This is a genomic window from Candidatus Neomarinimicrobiota bacterium (assembly GCA_021734025.1).
GTDB lineage: Bacteria > Fidelibacterota > JAANXI01 > JAANXI01 > JAANXI01 > JAANXI01.
Genome location: JAIPJS010000001.1, coordinates 265,529 through 288,724, shown reverse-complemented (window position 1 = coordinate 288,724; position 23,196 = coordinate 265,529). Strand labels below are relative to the sequence as shown.

Annotated in this window: 12 protein-coding genes and 1 pseudogene; 1 reads left to right on the top strand and 12 read right to left on the bottom strand. The window is 48.3% G+C overall.

Annotation, left to right across the window (positions count from 1 at the left end; genetic code table 11):
* Positions 1–198: 198 nt before the first annotated feature.
* From K9N57_01070 to K9N57_01030, 9 genes and pseudogenes are all read right to left on the bottom strand, one after another.
* Positions 199–1,239: an arabinan endo-1,5-alpha-L-arabinosidase gene (locus tag K9N57_01070; GenBank protein MCF7802759.1), complete on the bottom strand. Its 1,041-nt coding sequence runs from the start codon at positions 1,237–1,239 to the stop codon at positions 199–201.
* 74 nt (positions 1,240–1,313) lie between these two features.
* Complete coding sequence (locus tag K9N57_01065) at positions 1,314–3,869, bottom strand: tetratricopeptide repeat protein (protein MCF7802758.1); 2,556 nt, start codon at positions 3,867–3,869, stop codon at positions 1,314–1,316.
* Between the two features lie 123 nt (positions 3,870–3,992).
* Positions 3,993–5,669, bottom strand: a complete 1,677-nt coding sequence (locus tag K9N57_01060) for an alpha-N-arabinofuranosidase (GenBank protein ID MCF7802757.1) — start codon at positions 5,667–5,669, stop codon at positions 3,993–3,995.
* A gap of 229 nt (positions 5,670–5,898) precedes the next feature.
* Complete coding sequence (locus tag K9N57_01055; protein MCF7802756.1) at positions 5,899–7,452, bottom strand: alpha-N-arabinofuranosidase; 1,554 nt, start codon at positions 7,450–7,452, stop codon at positions 5,899–5,901.
* Positions 7,453–7,860: 408 nt separating this feature from the next.
* Entirely contained in the window at positions 7,861–8,850 is a 990-nt protein-coding gene (locus K9N57_01050) for a PorV/PorQ family protein (protein MCF7802755.1), read from the bottom strand.
* Between the two features lie 94 nt (positions 8,851–8,944).
* Positions 8,945–11,173, bottom strand: a complete 2,229-nt coding sequence (locus K9N57_01045) for a fibronectin type III domain-containing protein (protein MCF7802754.1) — start codon at positions 11,171–11,173, stop codon at positions 8,945–8,947.
* Positions 11,174–11,246: 73 nt separating this feature from the next.
* A complete protein-coding gene (locus K9N57_01040; protein ID MCF7802753.1) occupies positions 11,247–14,273 on the bottom strand; it encodes a TonB-dependent receptor in 3,027 nt (1,008 codons plus the stop codon).
* Positions 14,274–15,038: 765 nt separating this feature from the next.
* On the bottom strand, positions 15,039–16,178 hold the full coding sequence (locus K9N57_01035; protein MCF7802752.1) for a galactose mutarotase: 1,140 nt from the start codon (positions 16,176–16,178) through the stop codon (positions 15,039–15,041).
* 81 nt (positions 16,179–16,259) lie between these two features.
* A pseudogene (locus tag K9N57_01030) lies at positions 16,260–17,837 on the bottom strand (alpha-N-arabinofuranosidase).
* A 491-nt stretch (positions 17,838–18,328) separates the two neighbouring features.
* Between K9N57_01030 and K9N57_01025 the strand changes: the two are divergent.
* Positions 18,329–19,369, top strand: coding sequence for a LacI family transcriptional regulator (locus K9N57_01025; GenBank protein MCF7802751.1), 1,041 nt, complete (start codon positions 18,329–18,331; stop codon positions 19,367–19,369).
* Between the two features lie 47 nt (positions 19,370–19,416).
* On the opposite strand, the gene cydB is transcribed toward K9N57_01025, so the two are convergent.
* The 3 genes from cydB to tatC all read right to left on the bottom strand — a co-directional run bounded on the left by cydB (position 19,417) and on the right by tatC (position 23,195).
* Positions 19,417–20,433, bottom strand: coding sequence for a cytochrome d ubiquinol oxidase subunit II (gene cydB / locus K9N57_01020; protein ID MCF7802750.1), 1,017 nt, complete (start codon positions 20,431–20,433; stop codon positions 19,417–19,419).
* 9 nt (positions 20,434–20,442) lie between these two features.
* On the bottom strand, positions 20,443–21,798 hold the full coding sequence (locus K9N57_01015; protein ID MCF7802749.1) for a cytochrome ubiquinol oxidase subunit I: 1,356 nt from the start codon (positions 21,796–21,798) through the stop codon (positions 20,443–20,445).
* Positions 21,799–22,337: 539 nt separating this feature from the next.
* Complete coding sequence (gene tatC, locus K9N57_01010) at positions 22,338–23,195, bottom strand: twin-arginine translocase subunit TatC (protein ID MCF7802748.1); 858 nt, start codon at positions 23,193–23,195, stop codon at positions 22,338–22,340.
* Position 23,196 lies beyond the last annotated feature (1 nt).

Here is a 23,196-nt window from a genome sequence, read left to right as displayed (position 1 = left end):
TTTTAATCCTAGCACCGTCACCGACGCTTTGAGCGATCAGCGACGGAAGTGCTTCCCTTATACCTTATACCCTATACCATTATACCTTATCCCATCTTTCCTATCTCCGGTCTCTGGCTACACGTCTCTTTTTTCATTTCAAGGGCCAAAACCTGCTAAAGCAGGAACTACCAACCGGTTGTTCCTATACCCTATACCCTACTTTACTGTAACCTGCGGCCAGCCGTCGTCATCCCAGGTCATTTCCATGATGAGCAGCTTGGAGTTTCCGTCGTCGGACAGGTCATAGCCGTGAGCGATGAGATAATCTTTGCCATCGAAGGTGTAGGCCGCCTGATGCCCGATGCCGGCGTAATCCTCGTTCCCGCCGACAACCAGCGTGCCACCGCCGTGAATCATCTTTTGTCCGGCTCTGTCCACGTAGGGCCCGGTAATATCCTTGGAGCGGCCAACCACGACTTTGTAGGTGCTCTCCTCGCCGGCGCAGCAGCGATCCCAGGAGACGAAGAGGTAATACCAGCCATTCTTCCTGAAAATGAACGGGGCTTCCACGTCTCCGTTCTCTGAATTCCCGGCAGCTCGCTCATCCAGCTTCCAATAGCGGTGCCGCGCAGCAATAGTATGCCATTCCAGAGATGTATCCGTCACGACGGAAGTCAGATTATCCTGCAATTTCACCAGTTTCATCCCGAGCCAATATGAGCCGAATGTGAGCCAGGGAGTTCCATCCTCTTCGAACGCCAGATTCGGATCAATTGCATTCCAGAGATCTCTCCCCGGCACGGATTCAACCACCGGGCCATGGTCGATCCATTCGTAATCCGGATCGTCCTGGTGGAGGGTGGTATTGGTCGCAACACCTATGGCTGACGTATTTCTGCCAAAAGCCGACACGGAATAGTAGAGATAGTATTTCCCGTCATGGTACGCAATGTCCGGGGCCCAGATGTGTCCGCGAAACCGCTCAATGGAATTCAGGGCCCACTCCGGCGGATCCTCGAAAACACGACCGGCGTCCTCCCAGGTGACCATATCCTCGGATTTTTTAATGGAGATTCCCCATCCTGTGTGAAAAATGTAGTACGTACCGTCCTGCTGAATCATCACCGGATCATGGACTCCAATGTCACCCTGTTGAGTAATACCCTTTCCAGGCAGTACAATCAGCAGTACAATGGTGAACAATACACACAACCCTAATCGATGAATCCTTAACCCGGTGTTACTTTGACTTTCCATCCTGCCCTCATCTTTCATAATGATTACATACACTAACCCCAATGGAAATTTCACGCTTATCCAAAGGAGAAACATTACCCATCATCATTCTCCAAAAGCGATAGAGCATAATTCAGATTATTTTTTGCGCTGTACAGATCGGGGTCGAGTTCTAATGCCTTTTTAAAGTGTGTGATGGCTTCCTCAACTTTTCCGGCATTCAATAACTGTGCCCCCAGATTATTGTGAATACTGGGATTGTTCGGGTTGAACCGTATCGCTCCTTCGAGCTGGGTGATAGCCTCGTCATTGCGTCCCACCCGGCTGAGTGCGCCGGCGAGATTCCCGCGCGCCGCGAGATAATCAGGGCGACTTTCCACGGCCTTTCGAAAGTGCGGAATTGCCTCGGCAAATTTACCCTGCTGAACCAGGGCCAATCCCAGATTGTTTTGCACCTCCGGCAGGTCCGGTGATAGTTCCAATGCGCGCTTATAATGGTTTTCAGCCTCGGGGTAATTCTCCCGCTTAAACAATAACGTTCCCAGGTCTATATGCGCCTTAGTATTTTCCGAACCGAGTCGCACCGCCTCCGACAAATATTTAATAGCTGAGTCCGGGTGTCCCGTATTCTCGTACAAATTCCCGAGCATTAAATAGGCCTTTGGGGAATTCGGTGTACGGTGAATTGCTTCGCGGAGGCGCATCACCGCCTGGTCTCTCTGCCCTGTTTCTGAAAGGTATTGTGCATACCGGATGTAGAGATCGGTCATCTCTTCCGGAGTCAGGTGGGCCTGGTTATAATGCGTATGAGCTTCTTCATACCTGTCCTGTTGCTCAAGAATTCGCGCTATATTGAAATGCGCCTCTGTGAAACCGGGTTTGAGCTCCAATGCTTGCTCAAACCGGCCAATAGCATCATGGAGTTTCCCCTGACGTGCGTAAGCCATTCCGAGATTATTCTGGGAGAGATAGTCGTACGGAAAGCGCTCCAACACAAACCGGAACTGCTCCTCTGCGAGGTCAGGCTTATTCCTCGCCTCCAGGAGAAAGAGTCCGTAATTTTTCCGCAGAATCCAGTCCTGTTCATTAAGAGCAATTGCCTGTTTATATTCATTTTCTACTGTGGCCAGCCGAACATCTGCGCGTAACCGGTTTTGCTTTTGTTCCAGGTTCGCCTCCGCCTCCCGAACAGCCTCCTCGTTATCCATCCGGTTGGCAAACGCCGGGGACTGCAACCTGTTCAGGATTTCCCGTTCTATTCGCACCTGATCATAGAGTGTAAATGCCAGACGATTTTCACATTCCTCCTGAGTCAGCACTTCCCCGGACTCTCCAAGGTCAAGCAGTTCGGCAGCCTGTTTCGCCAACTTTTTAGCGAGGAGATAATTTCCACGAAAATTCATGTGGACATGGTCATAAAACAGGTTTTCCCCGGGGATGCCATCGTCTGAGTCGGATTGGAAAATGTTTGTCGCATTCGTTAAGGCGGCAGTCTTTTCACCAAATCCTTCTGCAACTTCCTCAACGATCTTATTGATACGGCTGTCAGCACGGAACCGCAGCGCGTCCCGGTCGCGCGCCCTTATATAATGTGCTTTGGCAGAATCGTTCTGGTTCACCTCTGTATGGCTCTCTGCCAGCCGGAAATGCAGATCGGCATAAACTCCATCAATTTTGGCAGCATCCTGGTAGAGACCGATTGCACTTTCGTAATCTTGAGATTCCTCTGCCGATAATCCCTGCTGATATAGATTTTCCCATTGAAGCAAGGACGCGCTGTCCACTTGGTTGGAATGCAGTGCAGCAAACGGCGGGCAGCCCTGCAGGTTTGTTCCAACAGTTGAAAGGATCACCTTTGCTCCGACATCGGTTCCGGCCTCTGAAATATCCTGCAAATTCTTTTGAAAATGGTTGTATACGTTTTCCATCCGTGGATCGGAGTGACGAATCCGGTTAGCAGTGAACATATCTACGCCGCCCCATGTCTCCTGTTTTACTTCTCCTGATTGCAGCCCGCGGCTGATATCGTTTACCATTTGCCCAATCTTTGTAGATTTCAGGAAAATATTGGCGCGGATGAGTCCCAGATTCGCCGCGAACGGGGCGAATACTGTTCCCGGGCCGTACGGCCCGATCACCTCGTTATTGCCGAGGTACACAATCAGCACATCCGGCTCCAATTTGGCGATATCTCTGGCAATCGGCAGTACAACATTGCTGTTAATCGCCGTAATCGCCGCATTGATTACCCGGATCTTCCTTTCCTGATATTGATGTTGCAGCAGTTCCTCCAGGATACGACTGACCCCAAAGGAATAGTCCGGATCGCCCATAGCGGCTGAGGCCCCCAGCACAACGATACGAAATTCGTCAGGCGATTTATCGATCGGTATAGCCAATCGTTGCGCCGGACGGGCTAATTCCCTGGGGAAAAACCGATAACTGAATTGTGTATTATCGGTGAAAAATTCCTGGCCGTTGATTGTCTGCTTCACCAAAAAGTCCGGAGAATATCCGTAGCCGGTAATTCTTAATCCGGCCTCAAGCAGGAGCAGTAAAATGAGCGGGATAATAACTATCAGTACAAAGGTAAACAGCCAGCGTTTTCCACGTGACAGGTTTTTCCCGGCATACTCCCTGGCTTTTGACACCGATTGCTCCAAATAAATAAAAAGTGGTTTTGAGATTGCACCGACTCATCAATTAACCGTGATGGGGCGCTTGATTTTAACAGAAAAACGATCTCAAAACCACTTTTTTAGTTCAGATTAACACTATTGAACTTCCAGCACCACCACTGACATGGCCGGAAGTGTTGCAGTCAACATTCCTTTGTTCAATTTAACGTTATCAAATTTTTCCGGTTTGACCACATCAGGATTGTCAAACGTATTGTGCGCATTCATATCTGATGCAGTCAGAACTCTGCCGGAGACCTTTTTGGCACTCATCCCCCGAAGGTCACACTCCAGGTCCGCAGATTCATTGGGGTTAAGGTTACAGACGGTGATATGCACTTTGCCGTCGGCATTTCTGGATGCAGAAGCGTTCAGGGTCGGGACAGAATTTTGTCCTGCTCCCATGCGACCCCAGAACCCTCGGCCTTGTTCCTCTTCAGAATCTGTTTCCAATGAATATGTTCCCGTTTCCATATCCAGCGGAAGCAGAGTCGCCTCCTGGTGGACCTTGTACATCTCGAATACGTGATACGTCGGCGTCAACACCATCTTTTCCTCGTCCGTCAGGATCATCGCCTGGAGGACGTTCACGGTCTGGGCAATATTCGCCATGGTAACCCGGTCAGCGTGCTCATTAAATATGTTGAGTGAAACGCCGGCTACCAGCGCATCCCGAAGGGTATTCTGCTGATACAGAAAACCGGGGTTGGTTCCGGGTTCCACCTCGTGCCAGGTGCCCCACTCACCAACGTACAGCCCAACCTGCTTCTGCGGATCATACCTGTCCATAATGGTGCTATGGTTTTCGATAATCTCATCAATCCGCAACGCCTGATTCAGGGTAACGAACCATTCCTGTTCGCCGAATTCGGTGGCAGATCGGCTGAGCTCCGGGCCGGAGCGATCGATAATCATCATATCGCCCAACATCTGGAAACCACCACGTGTTCGGGTGTAATAGTGCAGATCCATTGCATCCATAGACGGACGCCAACCGCTGGTGGTTTCCTTCATCAGGGTTTCGGTCCATTCGTAATCGGTGCTGTTCGGACCGCTGCCGATTTTCACCACATCGATATCGCCGTAATCCTCTACAAAGCTGGCGTACTGGCGAAATTCATCGGCGTATTGTTTGGCGGTCATATCGCCACCACAGCCCCACATCTCGTTGCCGATGCCCCAATACTTCACTTTCCACGGATCATCGCGACCGTTCGCCCGGCGAAGATCGGCCATTGGGCTCTTACCATCAAAATTGACGTATTCTACCCATTCGGCCATTTCGCGGACGGTTCCGCTGCCCATGTTTGCGCAGATTAGCGGTTCAGTATCCAGTTGCTCACACAGTTCCAGAAACTCATGCGTACCGAAATGATTATTTTCGGTCACACCGCCCCAGTGGACATTCACGATTGTGGGACGCTCTTCTTTGGGACCGATTCCGTCTTTCCAATGATAGGTATCGGCAAAACAGCCACCGGGCCAGCGCAGATTCGGGATATCGATTCCACGAAGCGCTTTCACTACGTCATTCCGGATACCGTTCGTATTTGGTATCGGGGAATCCTCCCCAACCCATATACCGCCGTAAATACACCGGCCAAGATGCTCGGCAAAATGCCCGTAAATGTGTTTACTGATAGTTTTTTCGCCAAGGTCGGCATTAATCACCATCTTGTTCGAAGCATCTGCAGCTTCCAGAGAATGTGGTCCCAGTAGTAATAAAACCACCGACAGAATAATCGCGCCTCCCGAAGCCAATCTGTGTGGCATCCAGGATCGGTTGTTCGTGGACTCCATAATCGTCCCTTTCCTTAAGTTGTGAATAACATGCACGGACGAGCGGATTCTGCTCACGTGCATTCTCGTATGTTACGGAACCGTTTTAGACTAATTACCGCACTTCAATCCCTATCAGACAGAGATATCACTTTTTAAGCGGAAGCACAAAATAACTAACCTTTGACGCCGGCTCCCTTGTGTCCACTCCCGAAAATGGTTGTTACTTAATTTTGCCCTTGATCATCGTGTATGAGTGCGGCGGAAATTCATAGGTAAAACTTTCGCCATTCGCCTTGAAGGACGGTTTTTCCACCGTTTGAACCGGCTCTTCATCAAAGTTATTCCGTGTTTTGATGTCCGGTCCATTCACTTCAAACACTTCAAAAGTCCCTGCAAATTCGCCGGTCTGGCTTATGACATCCGTCTCTATCGTGTTTTCCAGATGCCGGTTCACCACATTGATGACCACTGTATTGTCATCGTCATACGCAACAGAGACGTCCAGGTAGGGAACGTCTTCGTAATCCTCGGTATCGTAGGTCGCTACATCAACATACGCATCCAGGGAAGTCCCGAACGAATTGTTGGCAAACAATTGTACCGGATAATAGATTGTCTGGTGATACATATCCGTTTCATTGGTAAATATCGGCGCAATGACATTTACCAGCTGAGCCATATTCGCCATTTTTACAATATCGGCATTCCGTATAAACGCATTCATAAACTGTGCAATAACGATGGCATCTTCGAGGTTGTACTTCTCCTCCAGCGCATGACGTCCTCTGGAATCTTCTCCGCCGCGGGCGCGGTACCATACGTTGTATTCATCCCAGGCAACATAAATTGGCTCATTACGCTCAGCCTTGTCCAGCGCCGCCCCAATCTGTCCCCGGACAATATCCGTTCGTTTCTCGATTTCAAGCGGTGAAGCCACAAAGTTATAATAATTATTATCGTTATTTCTCACGTACAGGTGGAGCGCAATATAATCTACATATTCGACCAAGTAGTCCAGAATCGTAGCGTTCCAGTCGTGGGGACTGGCGCCTTCATAGAAGTTTGATGAGCCAGCGGCAATCAGCTTGATGCTGGGATCAGTCCATTTCATCAGTTTCGCTGCTTCGCGGGCAAATTTCCCGTAATCCGTGGCGTTCTTGTGCCCCATTTGCCACCACCCGTCCATCTCGTTACCGAGTGACCAGTACTTCACATTATGCGGCTCTTCGTGACCGTATTTTTTCCGTAATTCCGCGTAATATGGGCCAGATTCGATGTTACAGTATTCCACCCAACGACGGGCTTCGTCCAGCGTACCTGTCCCAAGATTCACGGCAAAATACGGTTCGGTTCCGAGCGCACGACAATATTCGATAAATTCATCAGTACCAAAGGTATTGAATTCCGGCGTACGCCAGGCTAAATCAGTTCGCTGCGGGCGATCTTCTTTTGGGCCGATTCCATCCTGCCAGTGATAACCAGAGACAAAATTACCACCCGGCCATCTAAGCAATGAAACATTTAAGCCCTTGGCCGCTTCCAGGACATCTTTGCGAAAGCCTTCCTCTGTTGAATTCTTAAAGTCAGGATCATAGATGCCGCCATAGATACATCTGCCGAGATGTTCGGCGAAATTTCCATAGATATGTTTATGGATGTCACCGATCTGACGCTCTGTATCGATCTTTATCCTGGCAGAGTTTACATCCGCCTGGGCAAGAACCAGCGACCCTATTAACAGAGAAATACTAAAAATAATTAACTTTTTTCCCATAGAAAACCCCCTCCGGTTAAGTGTCCTTTGACGTTCCTCGTTATCCCGTATCTCTTCGGATTACTGACTCAATTGCCTTTGAGTGACAGACTGCAAGACGTCGTTCTCTTGTCTCGTATTAAATTGCATATACCGCTCACCAACTGTTCACGCTATAGTCCCCCAGGCTCCCTCTGTATCTCAATTCCTTACCTCCATGATATAAAACAGACCCCGGCAAAATTGTATGCGTTATCTCATCTTCCTTTAAGAATCACTACAATCGGGCCGGGGTCTGCTTTTGGGAGGGCTTTTTTACAGCATAATTCTTTTCTCCCGTGAGAAGGATATACCACCTTAAAACATGTAATGTATCCATTCTCGTAAAGCCTCACATGCAACCGCATGTGAAAATTTATATCCGGTCAATTAAAACTGCAGACCGAATGAAAACCTGTTCACCGAGTCGAACAGATCAAACGCGCTGTATGCATAGTCAATCTTGACATTTATGCCCGCCAGGCTCTGTTTGAAACCGAATCCGGCAGTCAGGCTTTCTTCGTCGTAATTGAACTTGTATCCAGCACGGAGGGCAATCATATTGTTGTACCAGTATTCACCCCCAACATGCACACGTTCCGTATAGTCACGTGGATGGACCGCATCAATGGAAAGCACTAACGGATTCTGGTGACTCGGCATGACCAGATCCATGATGTTCATAGCGGTGCCGATATTGAAGGTCAGCGGCAGATCAAATGGCGTTTCCTCGTATTCGAATTGCGGCGAGAAATTCCGGATGCTCATGCCGATTCTATGGCTTTTGAAACCGGTGTAAAAGATAGTTCCAAAATCATAGACAAGACCGGACACTTCATTTTTGATCGATTCTCCGCCTGTCTCAACAACATTACTTCCCAGATGCTGGTAGGCATATTTAACTTGGCCACCGATACTGAAAGCCGCTGTCAGTGCGCGGGCATAACTTACACCAACAGCATATGCTCCGACATCGACGTTTCCTTCATCGGTATATCCCTGGGTATTATTGGCCACCATAGTACCTTCAATGTCACCATAATCGGCAAACACAGCACTCACACCGACAGCCCCGAAGATGCCGAGGTTTTTCACTACGGCAGCGGAGCTATAGTTAATATCGGCTATCCACTGGGTCATCCCGGACGTAAAGTCCAAACTTTCGTCCATATTTGCGATGCCAGCAGGGTTGTGAAATAGTGCATTGGCATCATTCCCTACCATGGTAAAAGCTCCGCCCATGGCAGATGCCCTTGCACTCGTGCCAATTTTGAGAAACTGGAGTCCGGTCTGCCCGACCTTTTTTATATCTGAATGGGCCGGGCTGGCCAGGCCAGCTATGAGTAAAGCAACTGTTAATATCTTAATAGCGTGTTTCATTGTCGTATAACCCCCGGTTTTTATTCCGGGCCTTACCTGGGTAAGGTTAGTGGTAAAGCCCGGAAAGTTCATATCTCATTCCGCACATACATCTTTACCTGACGATAACGAACTTCTTGTAAATGCTGTCACCGTCCGGAGTTTCAATATGTGCAATATAGATACCACTGACGACGATCTGATCATCCGAGGAGGTCATATGCCGGGTGACAAGTCTGCCCCACGGTTCATCACCAGATCCATCAGTATGCTCGAGAGTTTTCACCAAATCGCCGCTCTCAGTAAAAATCCTGATCGTACACTCAGGAGGCAGATTGAGAAACATTATTTTATCCGGCTCTCCTGGGAACTGCAACTCTGCTGCGGAGATATTGTATGGATTGGGTACAATCCGGATGTCTTCAAGGCTACTACCAGCGGGTCTGGTCAGATGCGCAGCCTGTGTGGTAATGTTCATCCATTTTCCACTTTCCATCACCTTGCTCTGACCACTCCAACCCGGAGGATCGCTGCCATCGTCAACAGCTGTTACATAGTAAAAATATGCAACACCTCGCTGGACGTCTGTATCGCGATAACTGGTTTCACCAGGTCCGAATTCTGCGATCATTTCCCAATCGCCGTGGACCTTCTCCCGCGTGTCGTAGATGTATCCTTCATAGTAATGTGCCTCTGACCGATAGAGCCTGTAACCCGCAAAGTCACTTACGGCTTCAGACTGTGTTCCGTCCCACTCAACCAATATCTCATCCGGCAAGGATGAGACAGAGATTGACGGTGCAGGGGGTGCGCTCGGCACATCGTAATTGTTATCATTAATCCACTGAGCAATGCTCATGTTCTTCATCAAGGAGTCAATCCCGGTGAAGACCCAGGCATCTTTGGCCCAGTCGTTTTTGTTATTATTGTAGACTTCAGGAAATGCATCGTATATGCCAGTCATGTTATCCACATCACCCTGGTTGTTCGCGGCATCCCAGGTCATACCCGGAGGCGGATTGTCGCCAGCGGTACCGGCACTCCATGCTTCGCCAACTTCCCAAATCTTAATCGGGTCCATCGTACCGTATCCGTTAGCGAATACGATCCGGATGGACTCTCCCGGATTCAGGGTGTAGGGGCCGGCTGACCAAAAATAGCTGGCACCGTAGGTCACCCATTCCAGGTCATAAATATCCATAGCGCCACGTTCGGCACCGAGATCTTCCATCCGAACCATATGCTTGCCAGGACGCAGGGTTTTACCAGGATATCGCGATCCATCCATTTCGGGTACGTTCCCTCTCCAGCCCCAGCCTTCACTCATGACGGTGTAAACCTTTTCCCAGGCATCTGGACCGGTTGCAGACGGATCATTCCGGATCCAGAGTAAATCACTGTTTTCTGTAGCAGTCATAAACGGCTGATTTGGGTCATTCGTCGGATCCGTTGGTGAGGTGTCGACATGCAGGATAGCTTCCCCAACGGAGTGTGCATTCCAGAGCCACCCGGGCATTGGATCGCCGCCACCGTGCTGCGGTGTGTTTCCAGTCAGGTCACGACCACCAAACAGATCGCCGGGATATGCAAACCGAATGCGAAGTGAATCTTCTTCAAATTCACCACGTCCACTATACCAATAGTCTGAATTCCACAATTCGAGACGTGCGGCTCTCAGATAGTACAGGTCATCCAACACCTGGTTCGGCAGTTCGACTTCAGGATCCGTGTCGATATTGCCGGTATTGGTGAATGTCCAGTCATGGATGACGAAGTTGTTATAGTCGTCTTCATCCCAGGCCAACACCTTCTGGTGAATAGTCACACCCAAGTCGGTATTGAGTTTACTTTCAACCATAACATCGGCCGTTCCAGGGATTTTGTCCGGCGCGTTAAAGACTTCTCCATCAAGCAGTTCAAACGGCGTGCTTATCGGAACCCCATCCACATCGATGGTTGGTGGCTCCTGAGCCCAGTACCGGCGAATCAATAAATCACTACCCTCTTCCACAGGTATTGGCATAGTGACTTCCAATTCATTAGCCGTTACCGGCGCGGCGCCGGTGAGTTTCACTGGCCAGGTTTCACCTGCCTCGTCAACCCAGTCGGCTTCTCCCATGTACCACCCTTCGTTCTGGAAAGCCGGGATAGGCCACCTTAAATGACCAACATGTGCCATTTGTCCGTGATCGGGGACCGACCCCTCACCGACAAATGTATTATTCATAACAATTGCCCAATAGTCACCGATTTGTATAGCCTTCCGTTCAGCGGCGTCTGCAATTGAGAGAAACGCAAATACGCAGAGCAATAAGCCGAACGTTAGCATATTACGTTTTTTCATCGCTGTATTCCTTCCATTTCAAGAATTGTACTCATAATAATATTATTACCTTTCCGTATGAAATTCGCCTTCATCAGAAGTTAACCCGGAGACCAAGAGTCACCGTTCTCGGGTTGAAGAAGGTCAGGAATTCACGATTCGGCATGTTGATATAATCCTGTTTGTAATCGCCCGGTTGATCGTCTCCTTCCACCAGATCAGGATTATCTGCATATGCGTCTTTCCCATACAGCGGCAGGTGCAGGGATTCCATATAGTCATTGTAATCCTGCGCACTTGCGAAACCGGAAGTTTCGAGATATTTAAAATCAAACACATTCGCGATATCTACGAACAGACCAACACTGTAATTTTCGAAATTAAAGCGTTTGTTGAATCGCAGATCCGCATTTTGGCGTGCTTTCCACTGCACGTTGTTCTCTTCCGGATTCCCCTGCGGATAGGTGAAATAGTCACCAGAACGATAACTATACAACAGACTCGCCTGAATCCCGCCAAGCGGATTCATTCCGCCAAGCGCCGGCCCGAAATCATCCGGGCTCATCACGCGGAGATTTGCCTGGGCCACTGGTTCGGGAAGCGGTCTTTCCTGATATGGATTGGTCAGACCTTCCAACCGCTGCCTTCTGGGGTCCTCAAAATAATTCGCACGGCCGACATAACCTGTCGTCACAACCATGTAATCATAGTTAACCCAGCCGGTTACCCATTGACCAAACCGTTTTTCCAGGCGGACTTCAAAACCTTTAATATCCTGGTAGTTATTATTCGTATAGGTTCCGTAATCAACAGCACCCGTGTAATCTTCGAAGGTGATGTAGTTAATCTGCTGGGTGATATCTTTATAATAACCCGAGAGATGCAGCATGTACGCATTGAACAAGCTATATTCAACACCGAGCTCGTAAGCGATGGTTTTCTGCATCTGCAAATCCGCATTACCAACCTCGGCTGTTCCGCGGGCATCCTTCCGGATTGTATACAATTCGTTGGAAGTCGGATTCGAATAGAAATGGCCATAGTTGAAATACAGCTTGGCTGTCTCTGCAATCGGATGCGAGATACCCAGCCGCGGACTCAGGTTAATTTTTGTTTCAGCCTCTTCCGTCGGAACCAGTGATTCAAAGCTGTCACGGTATTCCTTTTTAAAATAATCCGAGTACCGATTGGCGCTGTATGCTCCGGCGTTGGGGTCGAGATAATCAGCACGCAAACCAACATTGGCAATCATCCCCTGGAATTCCAGCTTATTCTGGAGATATGCTCCAAAGCGATGCGGGTATTTTCTGGATTTTGCGACCCAGTTATTCCCAACATCACCGGGCTGATTGTGCTCGTAATGAATGTTCAGATCATCATAGGTAAAGTCGATACCGGTCTTAATCTGGTTATTATTATTGATCTGACTTACCAAATCAAATTTAAAGTTAAAGGTCGTCGCGTCAGAATAATCTCTGGTTGCGCCTTCGCCGGTATAATCCATTCCGTCAAACATACTCATAATACCAACTTCATACCCGAGGGGCTCTTCCCCGACAGGTACATCGCCAAAGTAGCGGAGCACCTCATCGCTTCGCGGACGGCCAACCGTATCAGCCACATTCGAGGCCATCGTCTGCGAAATTCGGATATTATAGAAGGTTGACTGGCTCAGGACGTGTTCAAACGAGAGCCCAACCATTGAGGTATAAATATCGAACGGATTCAATGCGCTTGGATAGTAGAGGGACCCGTTCTGGCCAAGGACGTAATCATAACCCGTTGCAATAGGTGAGTACAGGATGGAATTCCCTCCAACCATGTACTGATCCATGCCCGAGGCACGAGGCGCGGATGAGACCGTATTAGTCTCGCCATAGAGGCCTTCAACCGTCAATTTCATGTTCGTGGTCAGACTCGAGGTCAATTTCAGCTGCGAAGTCTTTTCGCTGAAGTAGTCACGGATTGTCGGCAAACCGAACGCTTCGTTACTTGTGCGATGAGAAGCGAAAAACCGCAGGTCGCCGAGCGGATCGCTGATAAACGGAACCGGACCACCAAAACTCGCATCGATATTATAGTCTGGAATGTCGCCATAGGATCCAGGCTGCCGGCTCACCCCTTCAAAATCCTCAACCCCTTCGGCCCGGTGACGCCACATAAACATCTTCTGGGCTTCTTCGGGACTCATTGCCAGATCTTGTGCAAACTGATTCCATCCGCCAAAATCGTTATACTGTTCCCGCAGTTCCGGTTTGTCTTCCCAACCTTTTGCCGTACCAACAAAAGCAACTTCAGGATCCAGGTACGGGCGCAGGAAGTAGTTCCGATGATCAAAGATAGAATACCCACGATGTTTGTAATGCGCCGGGGTATACTGCATGTCAATTGATCCACTGTAACTTTCTGCAGGACCATTCTTTGTTACAACATTTATAACCCCAGATCGAACATTACCGTATTCAGCGTTAAAACCACCTTTTACGACATTAATGGACTGGACGGCACTGAGATTAATCATATTGAACATCGGGCGATTTGACTGATTGTCAACCATCGTCTGACCATCAACCATCAGTAAGTTCTGCCCGCGGCCACCACCACGTACCATTACGTCAGGATTCGAACTCGTCGGGCTTACATCCACACCAACCATCTGTGTGAGTGCGCCTTCCATATTGGTAATCGACGGCATCGACGTTACTTCTTCAACGCCTACGCTGATCTGACTGGCAGACATATCAAATTGAATAACATCTCGTTGAGCTGTAGCCGTAATCTCGACTGCCTCGCCGGTAATCGCCGAGGATTCTAATTCAAAATTTACTGTTGAAGTATGATCAACCGTCACCCGTACATCTGTTTTTTGAGTTCGGGCATACCCCATCATTGATACAGTTACCGAATAGGTACCAGGTGGGACATTTAAGATAAAATACTCACCTTCAGCGTCAGTCGCCGCACCCTGGTCGGTTCCATCGACAACTACATTTGCCCCGACTAAAGGCTCACCGGTTTCGGCATCGGTTACCGTCCCGGATATCTTACCGGTGGTTGCACCGAAAAGATGAGGTACCATACCGATCACTAACAGCGTGATAAACAGTAGCTTCTTGTTCATTTTACCCCCTCCGTTTGTTAGGCCACTTCGTTTACTGTGGTTATCAAAACATGTTGTAAATCAATCAGTTGAAAAAGCGCAATCATCACTCCCCACAACTGGATAAATTCCACCAAATCGCTCTTAAATTAAACAACTCGGACTTAACCAATAATTCAGAGGCAAATCTCTCATAGTTTAGTATGATTCGCCGATGAGGTATTTTGCCTGCAATCTGCATTGCTTTCTTAATCTCCGAGAGATAATCAAAGCCTCAATTTTAATCTGTGTTCGGCTTTTTGGCTTAGCCTATTAAACTGATGTAAACAGATTTACCAGCAAGGCTTGTTATCTATTTCTATCAGTCCTACAACCGGCAAAAGATCCATAATAATGTAATATGAATCCTTTTGTGCAGAATGCACCTCCGGAAACAATCATGGAAGACAGTATGGGTCTCCCATTAATTGTAATTTCCACGCTATGTAAAGTGTGTCTCGCATTCAATAAAGGTAGGGCGTTTTTTCGTCACGCTATTCAGCTATAGCGGACAATTAAAAAATTGTGCTAGAAGCCTTTCGCTTTGAACCATTTAAACCGTTTAAATGATGTTTAAATTGGTTTAGACAAAGATAATACAGGGATTCGCATAAATCAAGCATTAATGTACGTCCGATTTTAGATTTTCTCCAGGATACCGCTGGACGGTAAACATATCCTGTCACCGCTTTCCGATGGTACCAAAACCGGTGACAGGATATGTATATTTCACTCTGTTAACCGGGCTTACTCAGTAATGAATTTATAGATCGTCGTCTGGCTATACTCTTCCCCCGGATTCAGAACGGTGGATGGAAAGTTCGGATGATTCGGGGAATCCGGAAAATGTTGGGCTTCGACAACAACCGCTTCTCTGTATTCGTACATTTCCCCGTCTTTTCCGGTTATACTGCCATCAAGGAAGTTCCCTGAGTAAAACTGCAGACCGGGCTCGGTGGTCATGACCTCCAATATCCGCCCTGACTCTTCTTCAGAAATTCTGCATGCCAGGACCATTTCACCTGGTTCGTCCTGATTTAATACCCAGTTATGGTCATAACCATTGCCGTATTCGATTTGCTGATTATCGGCATCGATCCGTTTCCCGATTTTGGTTGGTTCTGTAAAGTCGAAGGGCGTCCCTTCTACGCTCCGAATTTTACCGGTCGGAATCAAAGTTTCGTCGATCGGAGTAAAATGGTCTGCATTAATCATCATAATATGGTCAAGAACCGGCTCGGCACCCTGCCCTGCCAAATTCCAATAGGGATGGCTGGTAAGATTAATTATGGTTTTCTCATCAGTCGTTGCCGCATAATCCAGACGGAGTTCATCATTCGAATTCAGGGAGTACGTCACTTCCACAGTCACTTCTCCGGGATAATTCTCTTCACCATCCGCACTGACATACCGAAGCCGTACACCAACGCTGTCGGCTTCCTGAAACGTCTGGGCATCCCATACGACCTTATCAAAACCTTTGTCCCCGCCATGTAAGTGATTCGGTCCGTCATTTGTTGCGAGTTGGTACGATTCACCATCCAGAGCAAACTGCCCTTCATCTATCCGATTTGCATATCGACCGATAATGCCGCCGAAATACGGATTGTCCTCGAGGTAGCCCTCCAATGTGCGGTGACCTAACAAGACGTCTTCTACCTCTCCATTTTTGTCCGCCCACTTAACTGAGACGAGCGTACCGCCATAATTTGTGATCTGTGCGGTGACTCCCTCCTGATTAGTCAAAGTAAACAGTGAGACTGGACGGCCGTCGTCCAAGGCTCCCCAGTTTTCTTCAGAAATGGTGAGGGTCGGCTGGTTGGCACATCCCAGCAGAAACAATACCATGCTGAGAATTAACCCAACGTATAAATAGCGCGTACGCATAATTTCACTCCTGTCAATCTGATTAGTTTTTGTTTAAAAATGCTGTTTCCCTGTATAACCCTGGTATTTTTGGTGCTGTGATTATTTCACCGTAAGCACCACGACAGATTTCGATGGTAAGGTCACATCAAGCCCACCATTCGTTGTTTCATAGTCACTGAATGATGTTGGCTTAATATTCTCAGGTGAATCAAAGGTATTGTGCGTGTTAATTTTATCTGCGGTGAGCACACGACCGTTGATATTTCGAACGTTGGCATTTTTCACCAGGCACGAGACAGTGACGCTGTTATTCGGATCAAAATTGCAGAAGGACATATTGATCTGCCCGTTACTGCCTTTTGAGACAGACACACTCACCTGCGGGATTTCTTCGTCTTCATAGGAATATTCCGGGGTCTCCAGTGCAATATCCAGCAATTTCGCATCCTGGTGTACCTTCATCATCTCAAACGCGTGGTAAGTCGGTGTCAGCACCATATCTTCACCGTCTGTCAGGATCATCGCCTGGAGCACGTTTACTGTCTGAGCGATGTTTGCCATTTTAACGCGCCGCGCATAATCATTAAAGATATTCAGTGTTGCCGCGGCGACCAATGCATCCCGCAGGGTATTTTGCTGGCGCAAAAAGGCTGGATTTGTCCCGGGAAGCGGATCGTACCAGGTTCCCCACTCGTCAACCATCAGCCCAACCTCGTTATCAGGATCGTACCGGTCCATAATTTCGACGTATTCCTGCAGGATGTCTTCCATAACCAGCGCTTTCCGGAGGGTGATGAACCATTCATCTTCCTTGAAATCCGTTGAAGAGCCCTTGTTGCTTCAGGTGTTTGGCACCGTATAGTAATGCATGGAGATCCCGTCCATCTCGTTGCCGGCTTCGCGCATCAGGACTTCCAGCCAGTCCGCATCGCGCCCACCGGGTCCGCCGGCGATCAGGTACAAATTGCTCTCCCCATAGTCACGAAGGTAGGTAGCAAATCTCTTATACAGGTCGGCATAATATCCAGCCGTCATTTCACCACCGCAGCCCCAGTTTTCATTGCCAACGCCCCAGTAGGTAATATTCCATGGATCATCCTGACCGTTTGCCCGGCGCATATTCGCCAGCGTGCTCTCGCCCGGATACGTCATGTATTCCACCCATTCGTTCATCTCTTGGGGGGAACCCGAGCCGACATTCCCGGCCATATACGGTTCCGTGTTTAACTGTTCGCACAGATCCATGAATTCGTGTGTGCCAAATGCGTTCGTTTCGAGTACATTCCCCCAGAACATGTTGACGCGGGTTGGCCGTTCATCCCTGGGACCTATTCCATCCTTCCAATGATAGGTGTCGGCAAAACAGCCGCCGGGCCACCGCAATACGGGAACCTGCGCCCTTTTCAGCGCATCGACGACATCATTCCTTATCCCGCGGGTGTTTGGGATGTCGCTATCCTCCCCAACCCAGAACCCCTTATAAATACAATACCCGAGATGTTCGGCAAAATGGCCGTAAATGTTCTTATTAATCGTTTCGAGCTCTTTCTGTGCGTCCACAACCAGCGTGGCTTCACCCTCTGCCGCAAATAATTGCGTTCCGGGAATCAGCGCAAGCGCCAATACCACGATAAACAGGATTGCCCAAAAATTCCGACGCTGTGTTGATGTACTCATGTGCGGTCCCTCCTTCACTTAATTAATGTCATGTTAGAGAAATAGAAACGGATTATTCACCTAGGCGTCTTGTTAAAATAAGAAGCTTATTAATTCACCGGGCAGTTGGATCCCGGATTATCCGTAAGCTCGGCTCAGGTGCATGAAGGGTGGCAATATAGGAGCCTTATGCCATCTTCTAGTAACCAGTATACTGTCGACGACTCAGGTAAAATCTGCTGGCGTCCGCTCAACAGTATTACTATATTAAATTAAACCGATTTTATTGTTAATAAATTGGTTAATAAAAAGGTAATATGAACTACAGGTTAATTCAAGATATTTCGGAATGAAACTTTGCAATAAAATACATTCCATGTTAATTTCAGCCGGTGTTTTGGAACAATTTCTCCTGACACTTCATTCCTGCCTGAAATCCTAATGGCAGACTTTTACTGAACACAATTATGCTGTTTTAACATAGTGGTATACTGAATACGGGATAGAATATTATGGCCAACACAACGATAAGCGACGTCGCCAAGCGTGCCGGAGTATCTACAGCGACGGTTTCCAATGTTATTAATAATAAACCGGGCGTAACTCAGATTACCCGTGATACGGTTATTGAGGCGATGAACGAATTAAACTATCGCCCACGGGGCACAGCCAGAAACCTGAAACGCGAACGCTCGTTCCCCTGCATTGGTGTGGTAGTTAAAGAGCTGGATAACCCGTATTATACCGATGTCGTCTCTGGCATCCGTCAATATGCCAAATCCAAGGGTTATACAGTATTCGTCACCAGTTCCGAGGGAAATTTCCGGCAGGAAAAGGTTATCATCGATCAGCTGACGAACAAAGACGTGAACGGAGTGATTATTGCGCCGTCACTGAGCGATCCTGATGCAGAATTTTCCCACCTGTTCCAGCTCCAGAGCTTGAATTATCCTTTTGTTCTCCTGGAAAAAGTGCAGGGAATCCATGCTTCGGTCGTAGATATCGATCACGTGTCTTCAACTAAAAGTGCAGTAAAATATCTTATCGACTCCGGCCACTCGAAAATCATCCACTTTTCCGGGCCGGAATATACTTCGCACACTATGGATCGAATTCGTGGCGTTCGTGAAGCTTACAGCGAAAGTTCTCTCGTCTTCCAGGAGGATAAGGTGCTCGTCTCCTCGGGCTCCCGGCTGGAGGGCGGATACGAAACCGCCATGTCCTACTTCCGGGATCTTCCTACCGATGAATATCCCACGGCCATCGTATGTTATAACGACCTTATCGCATTGGGGGCTATTGCTGCATTGACTGAATTAGGCATCGACGTTCCAGGAGACGTATCCGTGATCGGCGATGATGATATTGAATTTGCCAAACGGTTCCCAATTCCACTTACGACGATCCATACGCCCAAGATAGAATTGGGCCAAAAAGCCGCGGAATTACTCATTGATGCAATCGAGGCGTCCGAACAACTGCCCCCGCAGAAATTATTGCTGCGTCCGGAATTAATAGTGCGAAAATCTACAAGAAAGTTGGTTTCGGACTAATCAAGTAATCAGAACTACCCTCTTAAACTACGTCCGTAGTTTTCTCTCTAATAACTTTCTTCGGTTATCTTAACCTTTCCCCGGAATATATAATAAATACTTGATGTGTAGCCGATCACCAGCGGCATACCTATGGATGCAATGATGAGCATTATCTTTAGTGTTTTCTGTGAGGACGCCGCATTGTAGATAGTCAGACTGTGCTCCGGGTTTGGAAATGAGTACACCATGTTCGGATATATCCCCAACCCGAATAATGCCAGTAGCGATAGTACTGCTGCGATGGAACTCAGGAATGCACGGAAATCATTATTCTTCGTGTATTCTCTGGGAATATTCGCAATCGCTAATACGGTAATGAGCGGCACAACAAACAGCATTGGATGTTGTTCTATCAGCGCTGTCATCTGCGGGACATATAATAAGGTATATATTGTCGTAACGGCATAACTCAGGATGAAAAAAACAATGGTATTCTGTACCCAGCTCCGGAGTTTATCGTGGAGCTCCCCTTCGGTTTTCAGGACACCATAAATTGCACCGTGCATCATAAACAGGGCGACGGTGGTGATCCCGGTAAATACGGTATACGGCCGTATTAAATCAAAGAACGAACCGGCGAAGACATGATTTTCGGTGAGCGGGATTCCGTAGGCGATATTCCCCATAGCAACGCCCAGGAGAAATGCTGCCAGCACACTGCCAAACGCAAATCCCCTATCCCACATCTGTCGCCACCATTTCATGGGCTGCTTACTCCGGAATTCAATGGCAACCGCCCGGAAAATCAGTGCGAGCAGGAATGCCATAAACGCGATATAAAACCCGGAGAATACAGTAGCATAGGCTTCGGGAAAAGCGGCAAACAATGCCCCACCACCGGTCACCAGCCACACCTCATTCCCGTCCCATACCGGACCGATGGAGTTAATCATCAGCCGTCGCTCTTTATCGGATTTCGTAAACAGATGCAGCGCACCGATGCCCAGGTCAAACCCATCCAGCATGGCATAACCTGCGAATAATATTCCGACCAAAATAAACCAAATAATATTCAAATCCATTATCGTATCCTATGCCCTGTGTCCAGAAATGACCGATTCTTCTTCTACCGCATCCGGGCCATGCTGAATTTTTTCGTTGAGGAGATAAACAAACACGGCGAACAGCAGCAAATAAATCAGCGTAAACATTACCAGCGATCCCATCACCATGTTGGCGGTGACCGCTTCGGATATCCCCTCTGACGTCCTCAACAGCCCATAGACTATCCACGGCTGCCGGCCAACCTCTGCCGCTATCCACCCAACCTGGTTCGCGATATGGGGTAACAATACGGCAAATACAAAAATCCAGAGAAGCCATTTGTGCTCAAAGAGGTCATCCCGCCACCAGTAAAATATGCCGAGGATGCTCAGGAGAATCAGTGTCATACCGATTGCTACCATCAGATGGTACGACTGAAAGACGATATTCACTGGCGGCCTGTTTTCCGGCGAAAAGGATCGAAGGCCCTGGATCGGTGTGTTGGCATCACCTGTAATGAGCCAGCTCAACATTCCCGGAATTTCCAGTCCAAACTTTACTTCCTGCTGGTTATCATTCACCCATCCAAACAGGTACATTGGTGCAGGGGCGGATTCCCCATAATGTCCTTCCATGGCAGCCATCTTTGCCGGCTGGGTTTCACTGACGCCAATGGCACTGGAATGTCCCGACCAGAGCTGAAGCAGAGAGGCTACCAGCGCCACACTCAACGCAATTTTGATCGAAGACCGCGCGAAATCCTTATGCTTTTTCTTTATGAGATAAAAGGCACTCACACTGATCACCAACCAGGCACCGGCCTGCCAGGATCCCATGAGCACATGCCAGAGTCTGTCCATGGAAGACGGATTAAAAACCATTGCCCAGAAATCAGTAATTTCTGCGCGGGCATCCATACCGGTACCGACAATGTGAAAGCCGGCCGGTGTCTGCTGCCAGGAATTAGCCACCACAATCCAAACAGCGCTGAAATGCGCGCCGAATGCGACTAACACTGTCGAGATAAAGTGCATGGTTTTGCTCACCTTGTCCCACCCGAATAACAGGATGGCCAGGAATCCGGATTCGAGAAAAAAGGCAAACACCCCCTCGGCAGCTAAAGCACTCCCGAACACATCCCCTACATACCTTGAGTACACCGCCCAGTTGGTGCCGAACTCAAATTCCATTACGATGCCGGTGGCAACGCCAATTGCGAAGATGAGCCCAAAGATCTTCACCCAGAATTTGGTCATGTTGTGATACTTCTGAAGCCCCGTTTTCATGTACATCCCCTCCATGATGACCAGGATCACACCAAGTCCGATACTCATGGGGGGATAGATGTAATGAAAACCGATGGTCAGGGCAAACTGCAAGCGGGAAAGAAAGAGAACATCCATAGGTGGTCTCACTCTGAATCTGGTTTAATAGAGAAATAATTTAGCAATTTTTGGAATCAGTTTGCAAGGGATACTACAGTATTAAAGTGTTCAGGTGTTCAGGTGTTCAGGTGTTCAGGTGTTCAGGTGTTCAGGTGTTCAGGTGTTCAAGTGTTCAGGTAGTGGCACCTTTTTATTATACATCCAAATGAATAGTTCGGAGATCCAATAAATAGATACCCCCACCTTAACAGGTGGGGTACTTCTCACAGTTCAAGCGCTGCTTGTCTGGTGTTTTCCCGTCCCTGGAAATCGATAGAACACTGATTAATCGCTTCATCTATACCGACCGTTGATACAAAATAAACCCGCCCCAAAATACCGCCCCTGTCTCTGGCTAGACTGGTAGCCGGATTTGATTGTCTCTGGCACCCCACGACTAACGAGGTAGGCGAAAGACATTCGCCCCTGGGGACTTGAAAGACGTTCAAGCTATCGATTACCGTGCCGGGATTAGAAACCATTTCACACCGTTCCCGACATATCCGGGCATTAGTATACTATTTGTTCTGGTTTTTCCGTTGCTTTTTAGCCTGCTTTCGGGCTTTCTTCCTCTGTTTCCTGGCCTGGTTTAGGGCCTGCCTGGTCTCTTTCGAGAGTGCCAGGAATGAGACGAGAATACTTATCTCGTACAGAAGCAGAATCGGAACTCCCATGAGAACCATACTTGCCGGATCAGGCGGTGTGATAAAAGCGGCGAGTACGAAAGTCAATACCACCGCGTATTTCCGGATATGACGTAATACCGCGGGTGTGACCAGGCCGATCTTCGTGAGGAAAAACGACAGGACCGGGAGTTCAAAAATGAGTCCGGTGATAAAAATGATGCGAGTGACAAAACTGACATAGGCATCCAGGGCAAAATTGTTCTGGATCTGAATCAACCCGAGGCCGGTTAAGAATTCCAGGGCCACCGGAAGCAGGGCAAAATATCCAAACGCCCCTCCAATCAAAAAGCAGATCGTAATAACAAACACTGTCGTCGGAACGTACTGTTTCTCCTTGGGCAGCAAACCGGGTGCAATAAACTTCCATATCTGGTACGCGATAATCGGGAGTGCGCCGATAACGCCGGTAAACAGCCCGATCTTTATCTTGACCATCAGCATGTCGGGTACTTTGAGGATCTGAAGGTCAAACGGGGTTTTTAAATCTTTGGTCGGATAGATCAAAAATGCCAGAATTTGATCGGAAAAAATATACGCAACAATACCTACCGCGACAATACCGATGAGAATCTTGATGAGACGCCATCGGAGTTCTTCCAGGTGCTCCAGAAATGTCATGCCACCACTTTCACTAAAATCGGTCTCCGCTTCAGTCTCGGAATCTCGTTGTCGGTAGGTTTCGTCAGCCATT

What these genes read in the sequence shown, in the direction of transcription:
- K9N57_01070 (MCF7802759.1), bottom strand. Translation starts at nt 1,239, where the DNA reads ATGGAAAGTCAAAGTAACACCGGGTTAAGGATTCATCGATTAGGGTTG.
- K9N57_01060 (MCF7802757.1), bottom strand. Translation starts at nt 5,669, where the DNA reads ATGCCACACAGATTGGCTTCGGGAGGCGCGATTATTCTGTCGGTGGTT.
- K9N57_01055 (MCF7802756.1), bottom strand. Translation starts at nt 7,452, where the DNA reads ATGGGAAAAAAGTTAATTATTTTTAGTATTTCTCTGTTAATAGGGTCG.
- K9N57_01050 (MCF7802755.1), bottom strand. Translation starts at nt 8,850, where the DNA reads ATGAAACACGCTATTAAGATATTAACAGTTGCTTTACTCATAGCTGGC.
- K9N57_01045 (MCF7802754.1), bottom strand. Translation starts at nt 11,173, where the DNA reads ATGAAAAAACGTAATATGCTAACGTTCGGCTTATTGCTCTGCGTATTT.
- K9N57_01040 (MCF7802753.1), bottom strand. Translation starts at nt 14,273, where the DNA reads ATGAACAAGAAGCTACTGTTTATCACGCTGTTAGTGATCGGTATGGTA.
- K9N57_01035 (MCF7802752.1), bottom strand. Translation starts at nt 16,178, where the DNA reads ATGCGTACGCGCTATTTATACGTTGGGTTAATTCTCAGCATGGTATTG.
- K9N57_01025 (MCF7802751.1), top strand. Translation starts at nt 18,329, where the DNA reads ATGGCCAACACAACGATAAGCGACGTCGCCAAGCGTGCCGGAGTATCT.
- cydB (MCF7802750.1), bottom strand. Translation starts at nt 20,433, where the DNA reads ATGGATTTGAATATTATTTGGTTTATTTTGGTCGGAATATTATTCGCA.
- K9N57_01015 (MCF7802749.1), bottom strand. Translation starts at nt 21,798, where the DNA reads ATGGATGTTCTCTTTCTTTCCCGCTTGCAGTTTGCCCTGACCATCGGT.
- tatC (MCF7802748.1), bottom strand. Translation starts at nt 23,195, where the DNA reads ATGGCTGACGAAACCTACCGACAACGAGATTCCGAGACTGAAGCGGAG.